Source organism: Luteolibacter sp. (assembly GCF_039920825.1).
In the GTDB taxonomy this organism is placed as follows: Bacteria; Verrucomicrobiota; Verrucomicrobiia; order Verrucomicrobiales; family Akkermansiaceae; genus Luteolibacter.
Genome location: NZ_JBDSCX010000014.1, coordinates 17,231 through 34,953 on the forward strand (window position 1 = coordinate 17,231; position 17,723 = coordinate 34,953).

At 62.6% G+C, this 17,723-nt stretch carries 29 protein-coding genes; all 29 read right to left on the reverse strand.

Annotated elements, in window-relative coordinates:
• A complete protein-coding gene (locus ABIQ96_RS03135) occupies window positions 1-1,107 on the reverse strand; it encodes a hypothetical protein (RefSeq protein ID WP_348213088.1) in 1,107 nt (368 codons plus the stop codon).
• A 167-nt stretch (window positions 1,108-1,274) separates the two neighbouring features.
• Entirely contained in the window at window positions 1,275-1,691 is a 417-nt protein-coding gene (locus tag ABIQ96_RS03140; RefSeq protein WP_348213089.1) for a hypothetical protein, read from the reverse strand.
• Between the two features lie 44 nt (window positions 1,692-1,735).
• On the reverse strand, window positions 1,736-2,074 hold the full coding sequence (locus tag ABIQ96_RS03145) for a hypothetical protein (RefSeq protein ID WP_348213090.1): 339 nt from the start codon (window positions 2,072-2,074) through the stop codon (window positions 1,736-1,738).
• Between the two features lie 51 nt (window positions 2,075-2,125).
• Window positions 2,126-2,590: a hypothetical protein gene (locus tag ABIQ96_RS03150; RefSeq protein ID WP_348213091.1), complete on the reverse strand. Its 465-nt coding sequence runs from the start codon at window positions 2,588-2,590 to the stop codon at window positions 2,126-2,128.
• Between the two features lie 70 nt (window positions 2,591-2,660).
• Window positions 2,661-3,041, reverse strand: coding sequence for a hypothetical protein (locus tag ABIQ96_RS03155; protein ID WP_348213092.1), 381 nt, complete (start codon window positions 3,039-3,041; stop codon window positions 2,661-2,663).
• A 48-nt stretch (window positions 3,042-3,089) separates the two neighbouring features.
• Window positions 3,090-3,341 (reverse strand): hypothetical protein, encoded by a 252-nt coding sequence (locus tag ABIQ96_RS03160; RefSeq protein WP_348213093.1) that lies wholly within the window; start codon window positions 3,339-3,341, stop codon window positions 3,090-3,092.
• A 201-nt stretch (window positions 3,342-3,542) separates the two neighbouring features.
• Window positions 3,543-3,956 carry a Bbp16 family capsid cement protein gene (locus tag ABIQ96_RS03165; RefSeq protein ID WP_348213094.1) on the reverse strand — a complete coding sequence of 138 codons (414 nt, stop codon included), beginning with the start codon at window positions 3,954-3,956 and terminating at the stop codon, window positions 3,543-3,545.
• 95 nt (window positions 3,957-4,051) lie between these two features.
• Window positions 4,052-4,999: a major capsid protein gene (locus ABIQ96_RS03170; protein ID WP_348213095.1), complete on the reverse strand. Its 948-nt coding sequence runs from the start codon at window positions 4,997-4,999 to the stop codon at window positions 4,052-4,054.
• A gap of 49 nt (window positions 5,000-5,048) precedes the next feature.
• Window positions 5,049-5,993 carry a hypothetical protein gene (locus ABIQ96_RS03175; RefSeq protein WP_348213096.1) on the reverse strand — a complete coding sequence of 315 codons (945 nt, stop codon included), beginning with the start codon at window positions 5,991-5,993 and terminating at the stop codon, window positions 5,049-5,051.
• A gap of 75 nt (window positions 5,994-6,068) precedes the next feature.
• Window positions 6,069-6,629 (reverse strand): hypothetical protein, encoded by a 561-nt coding sequence (locus ABIQ96_RS03180; protein WP_348213097.1) that lies wholly within the window; start codon window positions 6,627-6,629, stop codon window positions 6,069-6,071.
• 135 nt (window positions 6,630-6,764) lie between these two features.
• Window positions 6,765-7,061, reverse strand: a complete 297-nt coding sequence (locus ABIQ96_RS03185; protein WP_348213098.1) for a hypothetical protein — start codon at window positions 7,059-7,061, stop codon at window positions 6,765-6,767.
• Between the two features lie 14 nt (window positions 7,062-7,075).
• Window positions 7,076-8,731 (reverse strand): DUF935 family protein, encoded by a 1,656-nt coding sequence (locus tag ABIQ96_RS03190; RefSeq protein ID WP_348213099.1) that lies wholly within the window; start codon window positions 8,729-8,731, stop codon window positions 7,076-7,078.
• On the reverse strand, window positions 8,728-10,281 hold the full coding sequence (locus tag ABIQ96_RS03195) for a hypothetical protein (RefSeq protein ID WP_348213100.1): 1,554 nt from the start codon (window positions 10,279-10,281) through the stop codon (window positions 8,728-8,730). Before ABIQ96_RS03195 ends, ABIQ96_RS03190 begins: the two co-directional genes overlap by 4 nt.
• A gap of 3 nt (window positions 10,282-10,284) precedes the next feature.
• On the reverse strand, window positions 10,285-10,881 hold the full coding sequence (locus ABIQ96_RS03200) for a hypothetical protein (protein WP_348213101.1): 597 nt from the start codon (window positions 10,879-10,881) through the stop codon (window positions 10,285-10,287).
• Entirely contained in the window at window positions 10,878-11,117 is a 240-nt protein-coding gene (locus tag ABIQ96_RS03205) for a hypothetical protein (protein WP_348213102.1), read from the reverse strand. Before ABIQ96_RS03205 ends, ABIQ96_RS03200 begins: the two co-directional genes overlap by 4 nt.
• A 160-nt stretch (window positions 11,118-11,277) precedes the next feature.
• Complete coding sequence (locus ABIQ96_RS03210; RefSeq protein ID WP_348213103.1) at window positions 11,278-11,640, reverse strand: hypothetical protein; 363 nt, start codon at window positions 11,638-11,640, stop codon at window positions 11,278-11,280.
• An 11-nt stretch (window positions 11,641-11,651) separates the two neighbouring features.
• Window positions 11,652-12,299, reverse strand: coding sequence for a M15 family metallopeptidase (locus tag ABIQ96_RS03215; protein ID WP_348213104.1), 648 nt, complete (start codon window positions 12,297-12,299; stop codon window positions 11,652-11,654).
• A gap of 128 nt (window positions 12,300-12,427) precedes the next feature.
• Window positions 12,428-12,763, reverse strand: a complete 336-nt coding sequence (locus ABIQ96_RS03220) for a hypothetical protein (RefSeq protein WP_348213105.1) — start codon at window positions 12,761-12,763, stop codon at window positions 12,428-12,430.
• 99 nt (window positions 12,764-12,862) lie between these two features.
• On the reverse strand, window positions 12,863-13,042 hold the full coding sequence (locus tag ABIQ96_RS03225) for a hypothetical protein (RefSeq protein ID WP_348213106.1): 180 nt from the start codon (window positions 13,040-13,042) through the stop codon (window positions 12,863-12,865).
• Between the two features lie 407 nt (window positions 13,043-13,449).
• The gene (locus ABIQ96_RS03230; RefSeq protein WP_348213107.1) at window positions 13,450-13,920 is read right to left on the reverse strand and encodes a hypothetical protein; all 471 of its coding nucleotides are present in this window, start codon (window positions 13,918-13,920) and stop codon (window positions 13,450-13,452) included.
• Window positions 13,921-14,056: 136 nt separating this feature from the next.
• Window positions 14,057-14,284 carry a hypothetical protein gene (locus ABIQ96_RS03235; protein ID WP_348213108.1) on the reverse strand — a complete coding sequence of 76 codons (228 nt, stop codon included), beginning with the start codon at window positions 14,282-14,284 and terminating at the stop codon, window positions 14,057-14,059.
• Entirely contained in the window at window positions 14,281-14,478 is a 198-nt protein-coding gene (locus ABIQ96_RS03240) for a DUF3820 family protein (protein ID WP_348213109.1), read from the reverse strand. The genes ABIQ96_RS03235 and ABIQ96_RS03240 overlap by 4 nt, the downstream gene beginning before the upstream one ends.
• Before the next feature lie 4 nt (window positions 14,479-14,482).
• Window positions 14,483-14,716 carry a hypothetical protein gene (locus tag ABIQ96_RS03245; RefSeq protein WP_348213110.1) on the reverse strand — a complete coding sequence of 78 codons (234 nt, stop codon included), beginning with the start codon at window positions 14,714-14,716 and terminating at the stop codon, window positions 14,483-14,485.
• A gap of 32 nt (window positions 14,717-14,748) precedes the next feature.
• A complete protein-coding gene (locus tag ABIQ96_RS03250) occupies window positions 14,749-15,054 on the reverse strand; it encodes a hypothetical protein (protein ID WP_348213111.1) in 306 nt (101 codons plus the stop codon).
• A gap of 42 nt (window positions 15,055-15,096) precedes the next feature.
• On the reverse strand, window positions 15,097-15,414 hold the full coding sequence (locus tag ABIQ96_RS03255) for a hypothetical protein (RefSeq protein ID WP_348213112.1): 318 nt from the start codon (window positions 15,412-15,414) through the stop codon (window positions 15,097-15,099).
• The gene (locus ABIQ96_RS03260) at window positions 15,411-15,596 is read right to left on the reverse strand and encodes a hypothetical protein (protein WP_348213113.1); all 186 of its coding nucleotides are present in this window, start codon (window positions 15,594-15,596) and stop codon (window positions 15,411-15,413) included. Before ABIQ96_RS03260 ends, ABIQ96_RS03255 begins: the two co-directional genes overlap by 4 nt.
• Window positions 15,597-15,601: 5 nt before the next feature.
• Entirely contained in the window at window positions 15,602-16,621 is a 1,020-nt protein-coding gene (locus ABIQ96_RS03265) for a hypothetical protein (protein ID WP_348213114.1), read from the reverse strand.
• Window positions 16,584-17,594, reverse strand: coding sequence for an HNH endonuclease signature motif containing protein (locus tag ABIQ96_RS03270; RefSeq protein ID WP_348213115.1), 1,011 nt, complete (start codon window positions 17,592-17,594; stop codon window positions 16,584-16,586). Before ABIQ96_RS03270 ends, ABIQ96_RS03265 begins: the two co-directional genes overlap by 38 nt.
• A complete protein-coding gene (locus ABIQ96_RS03275; protein ID WP_348213116.1) occupies window positions 17,591-17,716 on the reverse strand; it encodes a hypothetical protein in 126 nt (41 codons plus the stop codon). The genes ABIQ96_RS03270 and ABIQ96_RS03275 overlap by 4 nt, the downstream gene beginning before the upstream one ends.
• Window positions 17,717-17,723 lie beyond the last annotated feature (7 nt).

Consider the following 17,723-nt stretch of genomic DNA (forward strand, 5'->3'; position numbering starts at 1 on the left):
TTAGAAAACGGTTTCCTGAAACGAGCCGGTCCCGCGCAGCGAGTAGGCAAGGAGTTTTTCAATCCCCTTGGAAGTCGCCTCGGTGGCCTTGGCGGTGCGCTCCGCAATGCGGTTGGTGAGCGCGCTGGCCGCCCCGCCGACGTAGCCGCCGATCTGCGCGAGGCGGTCGGTATTGGGGCGCACGGTTTCCGGCGTGTCCGGTCGTTCGGTTTTCTTCTTGCGGCCGGCCAGCTTGGCGGCGCGGTCGGCTTCGAGCTGCAGGCGCGCGGCTTTCTCCGCGGCGAGACTTTCGATGCGGCCGTCGGTTTCCTCACGCAGGCCGCGCAGGCGTTCCTTTTGGATTGCCTTCACCGTTTCGAGTTCGCCATTCGCGGCGTCGGCGGCTTTCTGTTGGATGGCGACGGCCGCGGCGGCCTTGTCCGCATCGCCACGGCCGGAAGTCTTGTCGGATAGAACGGCCTGCTGGTTTTCCTTGGCGCGGGTCAGATTCGCGTTCGCGGTCTTGGCTTTTTCCGCGGCGTCGTTCGCGCGGCGTTGTTCGTTTTCGCGGGCGGTGTCCGCATCCGCCTTGGCACGGCGCGCGGCGACATCTTCCGGCGCGGCGCCGCCACGGACCTCGGCGGCGTCCTTGCGATCGCGCGCGGCGGCATCCGCCTGGCCGGACGCGTCGAGCACGCGGTTCGCCTGTTGCATTTTTTTGGCCATCTCCTGCAGCGCGGCGGCGCTGTCGATGCCGCGGTCAAGCATCCGCTGGATGCCGTCGGCGTGAGCTTTCGCGTTCAAAGTCATTTGCTCGTTGGCATCGGCGAAGGCTTCTTTCACCCCCACGCCGTTCTTGAGCTTGAGCAGCGCGTCGATCGGGTTTTGCAGCGCCTCCGCCCAAGTGCGCGCGCTATCGATCTGCTTGGCCAGCGTGGCGTCGAGTTGGGTGAGCTGCACCTGGTCGAGCGTGGCGAATCCGGCGGCCACATCGCCGAGCACCTTGCCGGCCGTGCTCGCCGCGAAGCCGATGGCCTTGCCCATCACCTGCGCGGATAAAATGGAGCTGCGGATCCCCTTGCTGAACTCTTCGTTCTTGAGACCGAGGGTGTATTCGATGCCGGGCATGGGTGATGGAGAAAGTTAGAAACCGTTTTTCATGAGGTCCCGTTCCGCGAAGGTCGGCGCGGACTTATCGAGGCCATGGCGTTGCAGGATGGCCGCCTGATAGCAAAGCACCTCAGCCAGCGGCAGCCGGCGGAGGTAGGGACCGGGCCAGTGATACTCGCTCGCGATCAGGTCGATGAGGGAGAGCCACCAACCGGTGCCGCAGAGCTTTTTTTTTCCGCCTCGCCGGGTGGCAGCGGATCGAAGGCGGCGTCGATGGCGGCCTCGATCTTCGGCCGGAGATCCATCACCGCCTGCGGCCGGAGCGTGCGGCCGGCGGCGCGGAGCAGATCCTCGACGGCGTCCGGCCCCTTGCGCTTGGCAGCGAACAGCGTGTCCGTGTCCGTCATCGCCAGCAGCAGCACCATGGTGTCGCGCATCTGGAGTTTGCCGCCGGAAACATACGGACTTTCCAGCGCCTCCAGGAGCATCCAGGCATCCATCGTTAGGATGTAGTCCACCTCCGGCGCGAACGCTCGCAGCGCCACGGATGGATTCTTGCTGGCGGCTTCGAGGATGCTGTTGGGTTTTGATTTGGCGGACATGATGGTTACGGGGCGGGAATCGGGTTGGACGCATTAGAAGGCCGTCATGCCACCCATTTTTTGAAATTGATGGTAAATTTCTTGGTCTCGCCGGCTTTCCAGTTCTCGTCCGCGTCGATGACCAAGGCGGAAGTCACCCCGCCGATATTGATGGCAGCCCCGCGCGCCGGCGCGGCGCCGGTGGTGGAAGCGAGAACCTCCGCGGAGATCTCGATCTGGTCATCGAAGAAAATCACGGAATACGTCTCGCCGTTTTCATCCTTCTGCTCGAACAGTCCGCCAGTCGTTTTCTTGGACAGGCTGAGGATCTTGCCTTGCGTGAGGGTGCCGGCGGAGTTGGTGCCCCAGACGACTTCCTGACCGAGTTTGATGGCGACTGACATTTTCTAAGAAGTTGGGAGTGGGTAGTTGAGAGTTGATAGAAAGAGGAGGAATCAGCCCTCGTAGTCGTGGCGCATTTCCAGGGTGATCTTCCAGGCCTCGCGGCCCTTGGTGTTCCGGGCGTCCTCGAAGGTGATGATCATCGGCTCGCACTGCAGCGGCATGCAGACGAGGTTCGGCACGCCGAGGGTGGACCAGAGCACGCGGTCGAGCACCTGGTCCTTGAAGGTCAGGGAATCCACCGCGCCGTCCTCGCGCATGTCGAGCTCGCGGGCGGAGACCAGCAGCTCGAAGCCGTTGCGGCACTCGGTCCGGATCGGAGTGTTGGTGCCCGGCTCGTAGGTGTGCTCGAACTTGTCCTCGCCGGGAACAACGACGGCGATGGAGGACGGGTAATCCCGCAGGTGTTCCAGCGCGGCGCCGAGGTCCGCGTCCTTGTGCGCCATCACCTTCTCAAAAATTCCGGACCCATTGAGGTCGGCGAGCAGCGCATCACGGATGGTTCGGGTGGGGATCACGGGTGCGGCGGTGGTTAGGAAAGAGGAGAATCGTGAAAGGGTGATGAAGGACGCGTGAAGTTTCCGTGCGTTAGAGGACTTTCGGGCGGCTGCCGGAAATCACCTTGCCGGCGGTGGCACCGGCGACCTTGGCGATGTTCGGGAACTTGCCGTCTCTCAGGTCCTCCAGTTCGGTGTTGGTTCGCTCGAAGGTCCGCACCTGGTCGGGAGTCGGCGTGCCGAGACGCTTGGCGACATTGTGCGCGGCCAGCTCGCGAGCCCAGCCGGTGGTGAGCCCTTCCGGCACGACGTAGCCGGCGCAGTAGGTATCCACCTTGGCACAGGCCGCGGTGATTTCCTCGGCGACAACGTCGATGGTTTCCCCCTCGCCAATGCCGGTGGTACGCGCCTTGACGATCTGATCGTTGGTGAGAGCGGACTTGAGTTGCGGAACGGTGAGGGTGGCGGACATCGAAGAGGTTGAGAGTTGAAAGTTGAGAGTTGATAGGGAAGAGGCCTATCAAGCAAAGGCGCGGCGGAGAACGGCGGCACGGCAGCGGGCGAAATTGCGGCGGATCTGGCGCTGGTTGAGTTTGCGCAGCGGTTTGAGATCGGCCTGGCCTCCCATCATGCCGGCGAACATTCCTTCGTTGGCCTGTTGTTGGGATTTGCGCAGCGCGAAACTCTGCCCGACGGTGTTGGTCGGAGCGTTGTCCGGCGCGCGCATCGCGTTAGGACCCTCGCCGCGGTTGGCGGAAATCCGTTGGGACATGACGACGGGGGGGAGAAATCATTCCCATTCCCACGGCACAGGCGGCAACGATGCCGCTTACAAATCTGGAGGCTTTCATATTCGTTCGATGTTCGATGTTCGATGTCGGGCGTTCGATGTTCGATGTTCCCGAAGGAGGCAGACTATTTCCCGGTCTGCCAGCGGTCACAGGAACGAACAGCAACAGTATCAGCGGGAGAGTTAGAACAGGGCGGAGAAAGTGGTGGAGACGGCGGTGTTGTCACCACCGGCGGCGAGCACGGTTTGCGAGATCCGGACGTAGCGGCGGGTCTGCGAGGGCAGGCGGAAGCGCACCGTCTTGGCGGCGGCACCGACACCGCCGGCGCCGAGCGTGCCGGTGGTGATGGCGGGATCCACCGCGGCGAAGGTGATGTTGTCCGCGCTGTCCTGGACGGCGAAGAGGATGGTCTTGGCATCGACCAGCGCGGGCGTCGCCGGGATAGCGAGCTCGAACTCGACTTGCTCAAGCGACTGGACCTTGGCCTGGCCGAGGTCGAGCGCGTCGGTGTAGTTGGTGGCGGCGGCGGCGGGCAGCGCCTTGGTGATGGTGAAAACGAGGTCGCGGAGATTGCGGGCGTAGTTGGGAGCGGACATGGGAAGAGGAGTTTGGTTGGAAAAGGTGGCAGACTATTTCCTGCGGTCTGCCAGCGCGGTTTCGGATTTGCGGTTTAGTTAGGGAGTGGGTTGGATCAGCGGATGGCCTCAAGGCTGGTGATGGAATCCGTGCAGACGATGGGGATGCCGCAGAGGAAATCCGGCAGCGGAGCGATGGTGCCCTCGGCACCGCCGACATCGCCCTTCTTACCGTTGCCCATGAGGGTGACGGTGCGGGAGCGTTGGAGCTGGCCGCGGGCGGCGCGGTTCATCAGGACATGGGTGGGCTTCACGTCCGTTGGGAATTTTTCCAACAGTTGATAGCCGAGCGAATCGGTAAGGCCCTTGCCGGCTTGTGCGGTGAGGTTCTTGATGACACCGACGGCGAACGGGCTGGCGTTGGAAAGGCCGGGCGCGCAGTTCAGATAACCGATGTGCGCGGGGAACTTCTTGCCGGCGGCATCCTCACCCTCGCCATCGACGAACGGCTGCAGCTCGAAGGACGAGTCATTGCCGTAAACGTAGGAGACCCCGAAGTCCTCGTCACCGAAGACGAAGTAAACCGAGCTGCCGGCATTGGCGGTGGAGCCGGTGGCGTCCACGGTCATCGCGTCGAGCACCATTTCCTGAAGGCCTGGGAAACCGGATCCGTCCAGGGCGGTGCCGTAGATGGTCTGGTTGCCCATGCTGAGGATGGACGACTTGCCGGTGATCATGGAATAAAGCGCCATGAGGGCGTCCGGTCCCTTGTCGTGCTTGCGGGCGACGGCCTTGTCCACTTCGATGCGGGCATCGAGAATGAAGCACTCCGCCTTGCGGGTCTCGAACTCGCCGCGCGAGGCACTCATGCCCTGGTTGGCTTTGCGGAAAGAGACGGTCGGATAGGACTTCACCAGGGTGACGTCATAGGACGTGCCGGTGATGGTCTTGGATGGAAGCGCGAGCACTTCCGGGGCAGCCAGGCCGACAGCTTGCACCAGATGGAGCGCGCCGTCCGAACCGGACTTGAGTTTCATGAGATCGAGCAGGGTGACGGATGGCATGGGATCGGTGTGTTAGGAGAGGTAAAGGTGAGAGTGGCGGCGGAAGGGCTCAGCCGTGATGGGCGGTGGCAGCGGCTTCGCGTTTCGCCTTGATGGCGGCGGCGAGACCGTCGATGCCGGACTTGGCTTCGACGACTTCCTCTTCGCCCTCTTGTTCCGGCGCGGCCTTGGCCTTGATGATTTGCTTGAGCGCGGGATTCACAGCCATCGCGAGGATAAGGTCCTTGGCGGCGGGATCGGCGATGATCGCAGCGACCCACTTGGCTTGGATTTCCACGGCGGGCGGGATGCGACCTTCCTTGGCGTGGATGGCGACAAAGTTTTTCGCGTCGGTTTCGGCGGCGGCCTTGGCGGCGACTTCCATTTCACCGACACGGGTTTCGAGGCCGGTGACGACGGTGGTGAGGCGGGTGTTCTCCTGTTGGAGAGCGGTGATTTCTTCGGGCGTGAGCATGGTTGGGGCGGTTTCGGATTCGGGAGAGGTTTCGGTTTCGCCGGATTTGGCGAACAAGGCGGCGACCTTGGTGAAGGCGGCGCGGTTCACGAGTCCGCCCATGTTGGTCGGAGCTCCGGTGATGCGGCCGTCCTTCTCGTAGAAGGCGGGGGAAAAGCGGCGGAACGTCTTGCCGGAAATGGCCTGCTCGCCGGCGGCGGAGCGCTCGCCCTCGGCACGGACACCGCCGAGCTTAGGATCATCGCCACCCCAGAAAATGCGCTTTGGCCAGAAGCTGGCCTCCTCGTCGTTGTGATTGAAATCGAAATACGGGGCGTCGCCCTCGCCGGCATCCGCCTTTGCCTGATAGGCGGCGCGGGCGGACTCGACGACATCGGCGGTCGCCGCGTCGATGATGAGCTCCAGGACCTGCGATTTCTTTTTCGGATCCGCGTTGGAGGGAACGATCGCATGCTTCCCTGGCGGAAACATTTGGATGCTGCCATCCTCCGCCACATCGAGGGCGGAAGCGCGGGCGAGATAGAGAACGGGGTCGGACACGGCTCGCAATCTGCCGTGCAATTTCCGCGGCGTAACCCTTCCGAGGCACGCGGGGCGCGAGGGTCCACCCTTTTCTCACTTCCGGTTGCGCAGATAGATCTCGCCCGCTTTCGTCAGCGACTCCGCCATCGTTTCCGGTTTCGGCAGCGCGTTCGGATCCGCGTCCTGTTTCACGGATTTCACCAGGACATACAGCCAATCCATCCCGCCGCGGCCATTCTTAAGGCCGAGCAGTTTCGCGCCGGACTTCATCACCGCGAACTCCAACAGCGGAAACACCCGCGGGCTCTTGCCATGCGCGCGCGGGTCGATCGGGATGGCGATGTTCTTGGCTTTCTTCGGCGTGATGGTTCCGCCGAAAACCTTCTGCGCGATCGCCGGGTGCGAAACCGGCACGATGATCCGGCCCGGCTCCTGGCGCGGCGCCTGCACCGACTCCGCGATCCGGCTCCAGAAATTCGTCCGCGCCCCGCCGAGCTTGTTAGGCACCGTGTTGCGCTGGCGGAAATGCTTTTTCAACGTGTTCGCCGCGGCCCGGCCGAGCACGCTGCCGAGCGGGCTGTCGCTCTCCGCCTCCTTGAGCAGCTTGCGCAGGTCCGGCGTGATCTCGTCTTTCGTGAGGGTCAGCGTGATCATGGATGAAGAGGGAACCGCGGAGGCGCGGAGGTCGCAAAGGGACGCGGAGAAGAGATTTTTAAAATGATGAATTGTTTTGATTCCAGAGCACCGGCTCCGCGTTCCTCCGCGACCTTTGCGCCTCCGCGGTTCAAATTATTTCCCAGTCCGCTGCTCAATCCCATTCGCCATCGCCGCGCCCATGCCTTCCTCCATCAGTTCCGCCAGGGCGTCGTGATCCATGGTGTCGAGAAGCTTGGGAAGGTCCTCGGAAAATCGTTCGACCAGTTTCACGAACTCTTCATCCGATAGATCCGGATCCAGCGCGGCCATGGTGAGCTTTTCCAGCGGCGTGCGCGCGGCGGCCAGCCATTGCACGGCCACGCGCGGCAGCTCCGCCCGCGTGGCGGCCTGTTGGATTTCGAGTTGTTGGAAACGGTTCATAGGTCCCATGGGTCGGATAGGACCTATTCACCGAGATCCGCCGGCAGGATCCGGGCCATCAGATATTCCCTGGCATCCAACGGCAGCTTGGCGAGCACCCGGCGGAGCAGCGGCGCGGCCTCCGCCGGCACGTCGCCAGCCGGATCCGCGGCGGGATCCACCGCGGGCGGGTCACCGGGTTTCATTGGCGGCGGTGGCAGTTCCTTACCCGGCAGCTTGCCGAAGATTTCATCCTCCGGACCGGGCTTGGACATGTCCAACGCATCATAGACCTCGTCCTGCACCAGCGGGATCCCGGAATCCAGGATGATCTTGAAGGTTTCCGCCAGGACCTTGGTGTCCTTTTGCGATTTGCGCGCCGGTTGGAACCACGGCAGCGAGCCGTCCTCGTCGATCTCGCCCATGTTCAGCGAGATCACCGCCGGGATGAGCTGCTCGTTCACCACCTCCGCCAGCCAGGCGGCCGCGCTGTCGATGATGTCGGCGCGCACGCTTTGATGCACCTCGCCGAGCGCGAGCGATCCGGACGAGCCTTGGGTGGAAGTGAGCGTCTGGCCGAGGACTAACAAATCGCATGCGGTATCCGCCAGCGTGAGGATGTAGGCCTGCGGATTGTCCGCACCGCTCTTGCTCGACTCGTGCCACTCGACCTTGGTGCCGTCCGGTCCCACACCATAGGCGGCGGAGCCCATCGCCTCCATCATCGCGGCGAGATCATCCTTCACGCCTTCCTGGCTCGGATCATACGTCGCCCAACGGAACGGCTGCCCGAAGATCTGCGCGAAATTCAACAACCATTCCTGCGAGAAATTCGCCGAGCACCACCACCAGGCGAGGCACCGCAGCAGCGCCGTGCCGGACGGGTGGCCCTTGCCCGCCTTGCGGATGGCGATGAGGAATTTGTTCGGCGGGAAGTCGATGCCGTTGTTCGCCGTCGCGTCCGGATAGAGCACCAGCCGGCCGTCCTGCTCTGTTGGTGATTGGAGTTTGGAACTTGAAGATTGGCCACCGGGCCCGGTCCGCCAGCCGAAGTGCCAAGGCGGAAGATCGCGCGTGAGCTTGGGCAGCCACGCCTGCGGAAACTTTTTCCCGCCGCGGTATTCCCACTCGATCTCAGATATGGAAATCCCGCGGAACCAGCCGTCGAGCAGCGCGCCGAGCGTCGCCCGCCAGCCGTGACCGTCGGTGATGGGGTCGCCCTTCATCCCGTTCTTGGTCCGCTTGATCAGATCCTCGGCGCCGTCGATCCGCTCGTCCTCGTCGGCATCCATCAAATTCCAATCCAGCGAGAGCACCGCCTCGGTCACCTCCATCTTGTTTTTCAACAGGCGCGGCCAGGTGGACTCCATCAGCGAGTAAAGTTCCTGCTCGCGCCGCGGCGATTTTCCGGTGAGCGCTTCTTTTAAAATGCTCTCGATCGCGGCGGGCGTCATGCCACCGGCGGCCGGCAGCATCCAGCGCGTGCGGGCGTGCGGCAGAAGGATCGTTTGCAGCGAAGTGGCGGTCGGTTTCGATTCCACGGCAGCGGCCACAGGATCAGCGGCAGGAGCCTTGCCCCGCCACAGAGAGCCAAGGTAGGCCCCGAAGCCCGCCAGACCCTCCGCCGTGCTCCGCCGTGGCGGTGTGGATGGAGGCGGAGATCCTGAAATCATGACATTTTGCGAAGGTGAAGTTTTCATCGAATGCGGCGGGGTGTGAAGCGGGCGATCGGTTTGACCTGTTGGATGACGGTTTGTGATAGAGCCTCGCGGGTGAACGATCCTTCCCCGGCGTTCTCATCCGCCTTGGTGGCGAGCGCGCCGGCCCAGGCGATGTCGCAGTGGGAAACCGGGTTGAGATTGTTGCGTCCCTCGGAGAAAATCCACCGGCCGCCGGCGAAGTTTTTCCGCAGCGAGAAAAAGTCCTGCGCGATGTCGTCCTCGCCGGACGGGAAAACTTTCTCCGCGACGGATAGTTGATTCATCAGCGCGTGCCCCATGTTGTGCTTGTCGCGCGAGAAGTTGACCGGGACGAAGTTAGGGAAGCGCTTGGCCGTGCGCCAACAGACCTGCTTGCCGAGGCCGGTCTCATCGCCCGCGGCCTTGACCGAACCCAGGCCGCCCATGAAAGCCCACAGCACGGTCTCAATGAAATCCCAATCGTCCGTGCGGCAGGTGAACAGCGCTTCGAGCTTCTGTTTCTTGTCTTCCTTCTCGTCGATGTAGATCACGCACAAGTCGCCCTGGCCACTGGCCGCGACGTCGAAGCCGATGCGGCGATGCTTGGGCTTGCCGAACAGTTTGGGAAATGCCGCCTTGATGAAGTTGGTGATCTGCAACTTCCGGCCGAGCGGCGCCGCGTCATTATACGGACCGAAGGTTTTGAGCATCTGCTCATTCTCGAAATGCAGCCGCTCGATCGTGTAGTCGCGCCGGCACTGGCAGATGGTCGCCCACGTGACCATGGAGCTCGCGGAGCCGGTCGGGTTGCAATTATACGATTGCTCGTAAACTTCCGGCAGCCGGGCGCGATTGCGGCAGTCCTCTAAAAATTCAGCTTTCGTCTGATGCTTGCCGGTTTTCTCGTTGATCTTTTCCAAGAGGCCGTGGTCGATCGCGTCCTCCATGGTCACCTTGTAATGACTCCACCCGCCCTTGCCTGCGGCGGCCTCGCGGGAGAATTGATAGAACAAGGTATCGGTGCCGTTGTGCGCGGACCAGACGGCCATGTCGAATCCCCAGACCACGCGGCCCTGCATGGTCTCCCACAACAGCGGCGCATTCTGCGGCTTGGCGAACTCGTCGCCGCCGACGTCGCCTTCGTAAACCGCCATCGCCATCGGGCTGGCGGAGAACGCGATGATTCGCGAGCCGCTCTTGAACTTGATGGAGTTGAACTTCACCACCTCGACCACGCCGGACGACGGGTCCTTGATGGTCATTTCCTCGGTGTGGGGACCGCGCAGGACGTTGCCCGCGAGGTTGTAAAGCTCGATGAACTTCATGCACAGCGCGAGGTATTCCAACGCGGATGCCTGGTCCTTGGTGCAGAAAAGATAGTCGCGGTTCTTGTGGGCGATCCGCTTTCTAACATTGCGGAAGGCATCGCAGTAGGTCCAGCCGATCCGCACGGACTTTTCCGCCAGCATCATCCGCGACTCGTCGAAGATCCACGCGCATTGGTAGTCGAGGAAGTGATTTGAAACGATCCTTTCAGAGTCGATCCGCAGATTGGGGAGGATGATCGACATGGTTCATTTGCCTTTTGTGAACAACGCGGCGTCCACCAGCTCGACCACCTTGGCGGCCTGCTCTTCCTCAGTCATCTGCGGTCCGGCGGGCGCGGCCTCCGGCGTCGCGGCGGTGCCGGCGCCCTTGCGGTTGAGCAGCTCGGCCACACGGGCGAGCTCGCGGGTGACAGCGAACAGCGCCTTCGGATCCGCGGATACGAGCTCCTTCATGGCTTCCGGACCCATGCCGGCCAGCGCCTTGCTCATGATCTCGGAGGCTGCTAACAATCCCGCCTCCGCAGGACTGCCGCCGTTGCGGACATAGTGATCGATCACGGCGGCCGTGCTTTCCGAGTCGCGGCGGATGACTTCCATCCGCTCCTCTTTCCGCAACCAGTCCTGGTGCGCGCCTTTCTTGTAGTTCGTCACGTTCTGCGGCCGCACGCCGGGAAAGCCGGCGGACTTGCAGATGGAGGCGACCATCTTCCAGTCCGCGCCATCTTCCAGCGCGTGCGAAACCTTGTCCCTCACGGCGCGCGGCATCCGCGAGATCGCATTGCCGGCATTGCGGTCCGGATTCGGCGTGGAAATGCCCTTGGCGGGTTTGATGGATTTCTTCACAAGCTGTCGAGGACCTCGCGGCCTTTCAGGGTGATGGTGTAGCGCTTGATTTTGAGACCGTCCTTGGTCACCTCGACGAGTTCCTCGTCCGCCATGGCTTCCAGCAGCGTGGCGACGTCACACTTGCGGCCGGCCAGCTTGACCTCGGTCTCGATCCAGTCGCGGGTGCGCGGCACCTGGCGCGTGACATTGAGCAGGTCGAGGATGAGGGAAATGGCTTTCTGGTCTTCGGTCATGGGCGGCGAGTGGATGTGGTTAGGAAGAGGGAACCGCAGAGGCGCGGAGGTCGCAAAGGGACGCGGAGAAGAGATTTTTGAATGATGATTTTTTTTGATTTCAGAGCACCCGCTCCGCGTTCCTTTGCGACCTTTGTGCCTCTGCGGTTCAAATTATTCTTCAGGTTTCCAGCCGGCCGACGGAGCGGTTGAGTTGTTGCAGCGTGTCGGTGACCACCTCGAACTTGTCGTCCATCCGGTCGCGGAGATCGGTGATGTCTTCGCTGAGGGATTCCCGCCATTTCTCGGCCGAGCCCTGGTTGTGCTCGATGCGGTTTTCCAGATTGGTCACGCGGGCGGAGACCTGGCCGAGATCATCCATCGTCGCCGGGCGGGACACGGCTTGGGTGTTGAGCGGGTTGTTGGTGATTTCCCGTTGCTCGCCCTTGCCCGCCATCGCGCGGATGGAGGACTGGATCTTCAGGTAACAGGCGGCAACGGCGGCGAGCTGCGCGAGGAATTTTCCGGTTTCGAGATAGTCCATGGGGGTAGCAGTTAGGACAGGACGCTGCCGGTTCGCTCGAAGCGGTCGCGCTTCTGTGCCAGGGTGAGACCGGTGGCCACTTCATAGTGCGGCGTGTCCTTGAAGGTTTTCCAACTGCCACCCCATTCGAGGCCGCACGGCATCGCCTGCAGCGAGCACGCGGCATGCACCTTGGCGGCGAGCTGCGGATCCGTGGCGTCGAGATAGGCCTTGCCGCGGAACACGCCGAAGTCGCCGGCGATCTTGAAATTGTGATTGCTCTGGCCGCCCTTCGCATTGGTGACTTTCTCGTCCGCCTCGTCGATCCGGCCGTCGCCGTCGTTGTCGCGGCCGTCGTGTGGCTGAGCGTAAAGCGCGTCCTGCTCGTCCCAAGTGCGGTCGCCACCGATCAGGATGTAATCGCAACCGAAGGTCGCGGCCGTCGCTTTCGCCTGGCGGAGGAACTGGCTGAAAAGCGGTTGCGCCTTGGTGTCCAGCGTCGCGAGATTTCCCGCGCTCCGCTCGTCGATGCCGAACACCGTGGCCGGATCCATCACCGGCTCGGCATCATGATTCAACGCACGCCACACGGCCGCGGCGGTGATGGGACCGAAGATGCCATCCGCCTTTTCACCGACGGCGCGCTGGATGTTCTTGATGAGGGTCGGGAGGTCGGACATGGAAGGCGGAAGTTAGGAATCGGAAAAATCGTCGTCTTGCGGCAGGTCGCGCGGGTCGTGGTGCAGCCACGCGTCCATGGAGGCGCGCAGGCTCTCCAACAGCAGCAGGCCGAGCAGCCACAGGGCTTTCACTTGTCCGCCCTGATGAAGATCGGCCGCGGGGCGAAGGTGACGCTGCCGTCCGGCGCGGCGTTCACCGTGCCATACTTGCTGGTCAGGCCGAGCGAGAGCCCCTGGCACGAAACCAGCGTGCCGGCGCACAAGCCGATGACCGCCAGGCCGAGCAGCTTCTGGATCGAAAGCGGCGCATATTTCACGATCAGCCAGGTGACGGAACCGATGGCGAACAACGCGACGCCGTCGGCAAAGGCGTCCGCGCCGTCCAGCGGCAGCTTGTATTTCGCCAGGAAAAGCAGGATGCCGGCGACGATGAGATGACGGAGATAGGAGGTGACGGGATTCATGGCGGCCCGAAACTGGCATGCGCGGCGCGGGACGTAACCCGCCGCAGGCGCGGGGGGCGCGTAGGGGCGACCCTTTTCTAAAAACCGGGAGCGCGGAATTTATTCCGCCTGCTTCATCTCCTCTGGATTCTTGTCTCCGGACTCTGGCGTCTTTTCCGGCAGCAGCGGCAGGCCGAACATCAGCCGGAAGCGGTTGCCGGGGTGCATCTGGTGAATTGCTTTCCAGTTCGCACGCCGCTCGGCATCGGTCGGAGGTTGGGCGAGTTGGTCGGGATCCATGGCGTCAGGAAGTTTGTTTCGCGACCTGGCGGCGGAATTTCCTGCCCAATAAAACCGGGCGGATCTTTTCCAAAATCCACGCCAGGCCGTGAGGCTTGGATTTCCGGCCGTCCGGCGTCCGCAGCCGATAGTTGTTGGATCGCGGCCCGCGTTCGAGCACCCACCGGGTGACCGCTCCGGTCCGATGATTGAAAACCGTCAGCGTCTGAAGGGGTCTCCCTCTTGCAAAGGAGGATTTGCCGCCAGATCCATCAGAAATTCCGGCGTGATGTCGGCCATCCGCCTTTCCGCTTGGACCCGTTGGGAGGCTTTACCCATCGCGCTCATTTTGAGGCGGTACCGTTCGCGGCGTTGCTGGCGAAAACTTCTCATGGGTGGACTAATAACTTGTTCATTTCCTAAAAGATTTATCCGGCCAATATATCCATCGCCTCTTGCAGCGACGTGCAAATGTGGTCGCACATCTTCGCCATAAGCTCCGGTTCCTCGCCGTCTCGGGTGAGCACCAGCGTTTGCTTGCCTTGCCCACATGCCCACCCGAGTTCCAAGTGTGCGGAGCGTCCGCACGGCAGCACGAGCAGGAATGTGTCCGCCCACTTCATGGCGTTCATGTCGGACGCGAATCCGCCCTTGGCGATGGGATGGTCCAGCGCTGCAACGTATTCGGCGGCGGTCCATTGCAACCAATTCGGGTCGATCTCCGACCACGAGAAACCGACATTTCCAGGGCGAGGATTCTTGAAATCATAGACCATGTGACCCGCTGCTTGGAGCGCGGCGACCACCGCGGCCTGATGGGGATTCCGCCACGAGCTGGCGACGTAGATTTTCCGCCATCTGATGGCGGGCTTGGTTGGTGATTCGAGTTCTAGGTTCATCGTTTTTTGGTGAGTTCGAGCTTCGGAAATGAACAAGACGCCGCATCCGACGCCGATAAGCCGTTAGTTTGTTTCAGAGTCCACCCCGGCGCGGATGGGCTCGACGTTCTCTGTAAATAATTCAGAATCCATGGCGTCAGCTCGTTTGCTTCGCGACCTCGTGGCGGATTTCCTTTTTCAAGCGCTTCACGCCGCGGTGGAATGTCTTGGCCGGCATCAGGCCGTGGAGGAACGTGGTCACCATCGCACTGACCAGCTTGTCGAACTTGATCAGCGAATCGAGAGCCAGCACGATATGCAGGTCCTTGAGTTGGGTGGAAACCGGGATGGACAGAACGGAGATATCGAGCGGGATCTTTTTCATTTTGGTTTTCTAACGAGGGTGTCGGGGGATTCGAGGGTGAGCGCGGCCATGGATTCCTCAATGTAGGCCGCCACATCCGGATTGCTGCACCCTTCGCTGTGCAGCCACAGCAGGTAATTCGCGGGCACGTCCTCCATCCGCTTGCCCTTGTGTTTCCCGAACGGCATCGGGTCGTTGTCGGTGAGCCTGGCCATGATGTTAGGAAGGGTTTGCGGCTGAATCGTTGCGGCCGCGCTCGTGGAGCGGCATCCAGAATCCGTCTTTCTCCTGGACGCTGAACTCGCGGATGCCCGCATCGGTGCGCACGCGGGCGAGGACGAAGCAGCCGGCGCGCTGCTTCCAACGCAGGCGGCCGGGCGGAAACCCCTTGGCAGGCTTCGGCTGCATGATCTTGCCGGCGCAGATGCCGATTACTCCGATGGTGATTGCCATGACTTTATTCCGTTAGGGTTGAATCTCCGGGCTCAGAGCAAGGGCTCCCCCCCCCCGAGATTTTTCCGCTTCGACAGGGTGCCGGCCACTTCATCCGCCACGCACTCGATCTTGGCGCGGGGTTTCATCTGGCGCTTGTTCATGAACCGCGCCATGTCGCGCAGCGTTTCCAGACCGCCCTGGCCCGGCTTTTTCAGATGGCACTTGCCCTGGTAAAGCAGCTCGTGGTGTTTCACCACCTTCGGCTTTTTCTGCGAGATCTCCATTTTGCTTTGCTTCACGTGGAGGGTGATCACGGTCCAGTCCGGTGCGGTTTCGGTGATGAGTTCGTCGGTCATGGCGTGTTGGATGGCGGTTTGTTAGTTACGGGTTTTCAGTGTTCAGTGAAGAGAGCCGGCGTGATCGAGTGCTTTCATCAAAGCGGCGCGCTCGTCGGGATCCTGCTCGGATTGGATGCGGTTTCCACGGGGACCGAGGCCGATGTAGCAGATGCCGCGCGGTCCCTCTTTCTTGAAAAACTTCCAACCTTTGAATGACAGCCGTTCCGCCGTGCCACGCAGCAGCTCGAACCGGTGCTCCGCCCAGCCGGGATCTCCGGGCCGCTTGATTTCCGGAATCTCATCGGGAAACATGCCGGAGATCCATGCTTTCTGATAGTCCTGCAGGAGGCTGTCGAGGATGGTGCGGTCAAGTGTCATGAGGGATCAGGTTCGGGAAAGCGCCGGCGGATCTCGGCGACGGTGTTTTGCGCATCCACGGCGAGCTGCAGATGCCAGCGCGACAACCGGCCGCCACGCGCCCGCAGCGCGTTGGATACCCGCAGATCCACCATCGCCGCGCGGCGGATGCGGAACAGGATGGCGGCGACGGAGGGCTTCATGGCGGTTAGGACAGCTTGAAGATTTGCGCGACCCGCTCGACGCGGTCGGGTTGCAGGGCGCGGAAGCAATGCAGGCCGTTCGGCGAGAGTTCCAATTTCTCCGGACGCTCGCCGGCGAGTTGCAGTTGCAGCGCGAGGAGCGTGAGCTCGGCCAGCGCGCGGTCCGCGCTGCGGTTGAGCAGCTTGGCATCGTCGGAGACCAGGAAATCCCGCAGCAAGGCCAGCGGGCTGCCGGCATCCAGGTCGATGCCGTCGAGGATGGGCCCGCACACGGCTTTCAACTTCACGTCCGCCGTCACCGCGAAGGCGAGGGCGGCGAGCACGCCCTTGGCCTTCAAGCCGTGCTCCTTCGGCTGGCATTGGAAAATCCAGTGGATGCCGTGCTCGAACTCCCGATAGATCTCCAGGGTCTGGCCAACCGTCAGCCGGCGCGTGCGCACGTTGTTACAAATGGATCCCAGCGAGGCGCAGAGCATGGCGATGAACGCGCCGTTTTTGAATCCGTGCTGGATCTTGAGTTGGTCGGCCACGGAGCGCGTGCGGCCGCGGTCCACCGCGTCCATGGTGGTCATTTCCGAGCCTGCGATTTTCGACGGCAGGCCGAAGGTGACCATCATCCGGACCGTGATGCCGGTCTTGATGATGGCGTACAGCCGGTGCTGGCCGTCGATGAGGTGGTCCAGATCATTGAAGGCCACGCCCTGGTGCGTCTGCACCCACACGCCGCGCACCATGTCGCGGGCATACGCGTCGATGACTTCCTGGACGATCGGACGGTTCACGAAATTGTTTTGCAGCCAGTGCGCCGCCGTGCCGGGATCGACCTCCATCCACTGGCTGCTCACGCCGTTGCTGGCGGGCGCGGTGATCGCCTCCTCGCCGTTTTTGGCGATGGCGGCGGGATTCCGGCGGGTCACGGCGCCGTGGACGAGGCCGTTCTTTTTCGCGCGGGCGACGAGGGCGCGGATGCCCTCGGGGTCGAAGTTTTCAACGGCAAGCAAGCCGGCGGAGAAGGTCGTTTTCATTCGGTTTCTGTGTGCGGTTCAGGAGAAGGTTCACGCTCTCGCGGGATTTGCGGTTGATCGAGGTGGCCTGGTTGGTCCGGAGCATTTCCTCGCGGGTACGCAGGATCAGGTTGGCGGGATCGAAATTGTTAGGATTACCATCCGCCATGGAGACGACGAAGGCCGCGGGGATGGCGCCGCGCGTCTGCTGCCAGATCCAGCGGTGCAGCGACGGGCGGCCATTCTCCGGCGTCCATGGCTGGCCCCGGAAATAACCACGGCCCCGGAAATTCCAGAACCACAGCTCCCCCTGATAGATCACGCCCTGGGAGCGGATGTCCATCTTCGCCGCGGCGTAGCGCGAGGTCTTGCCGTCATTCTTGGCGCGGACGAGTTTCCACGCCTCCGCGCTGCCGTAGTCGAACGGGACGACATTGGTGGAAAATGGCTTGTCCGGGCGGTCGAGCGGGCTGGCGAGCTTCACGCGCAGCCGGGCGATGAAGTCGGCGCGGCGCGCCATGTCCCACTTCCGCCACTCGATGTTGAGGGCGTCCGGGATCGTGATCTTGGTGGCGGCTTGCACCAGCGCTTCGATTTCCTCCGGGGTCTTCGGGATGAGCGGGGCGAAGCTGCCATCCGCCAACCGGAACTTGCTATAGCGCTTGCTGCTGTCGCGGATCGGCAGGCCGCGATGCAGGAAAATGGTGCGGATCGATTTGGCCGGCCGCCCGTGCTTCCGCTCCACTTGGGCGAAGGTCATCCCGGTTTCATAGTCCGCGTGCATTGCCGCCACGATCTCCGGTGCGATCCGCGGCGGCATCTTGCGCTCGGCGCGCTCGCGCAATGCCCATCCGCGCCAGGTGAACATGAACAGCAGCTCGGCCGATGTCCTCCCGCGGATCTTCGCCAGCGAGCTGGCATGCTCGCCCGCGAGGTAGCGGGCATGCACGGCGCTAAGCTCGGATTCCGTCCAGATTCTACCGGGGGCTCTCATGGCAGTTCGTCGGTGTTAGGTTCGGTTTCAGGCTTGGCCCGGAGCGGGCGGTCGAAGATTTCGCAGGAGCAGTTGCGGCAGTGGAAATGGGCGGTGGATTCGTTGGAGGTCACCAGCATCATCGCACCG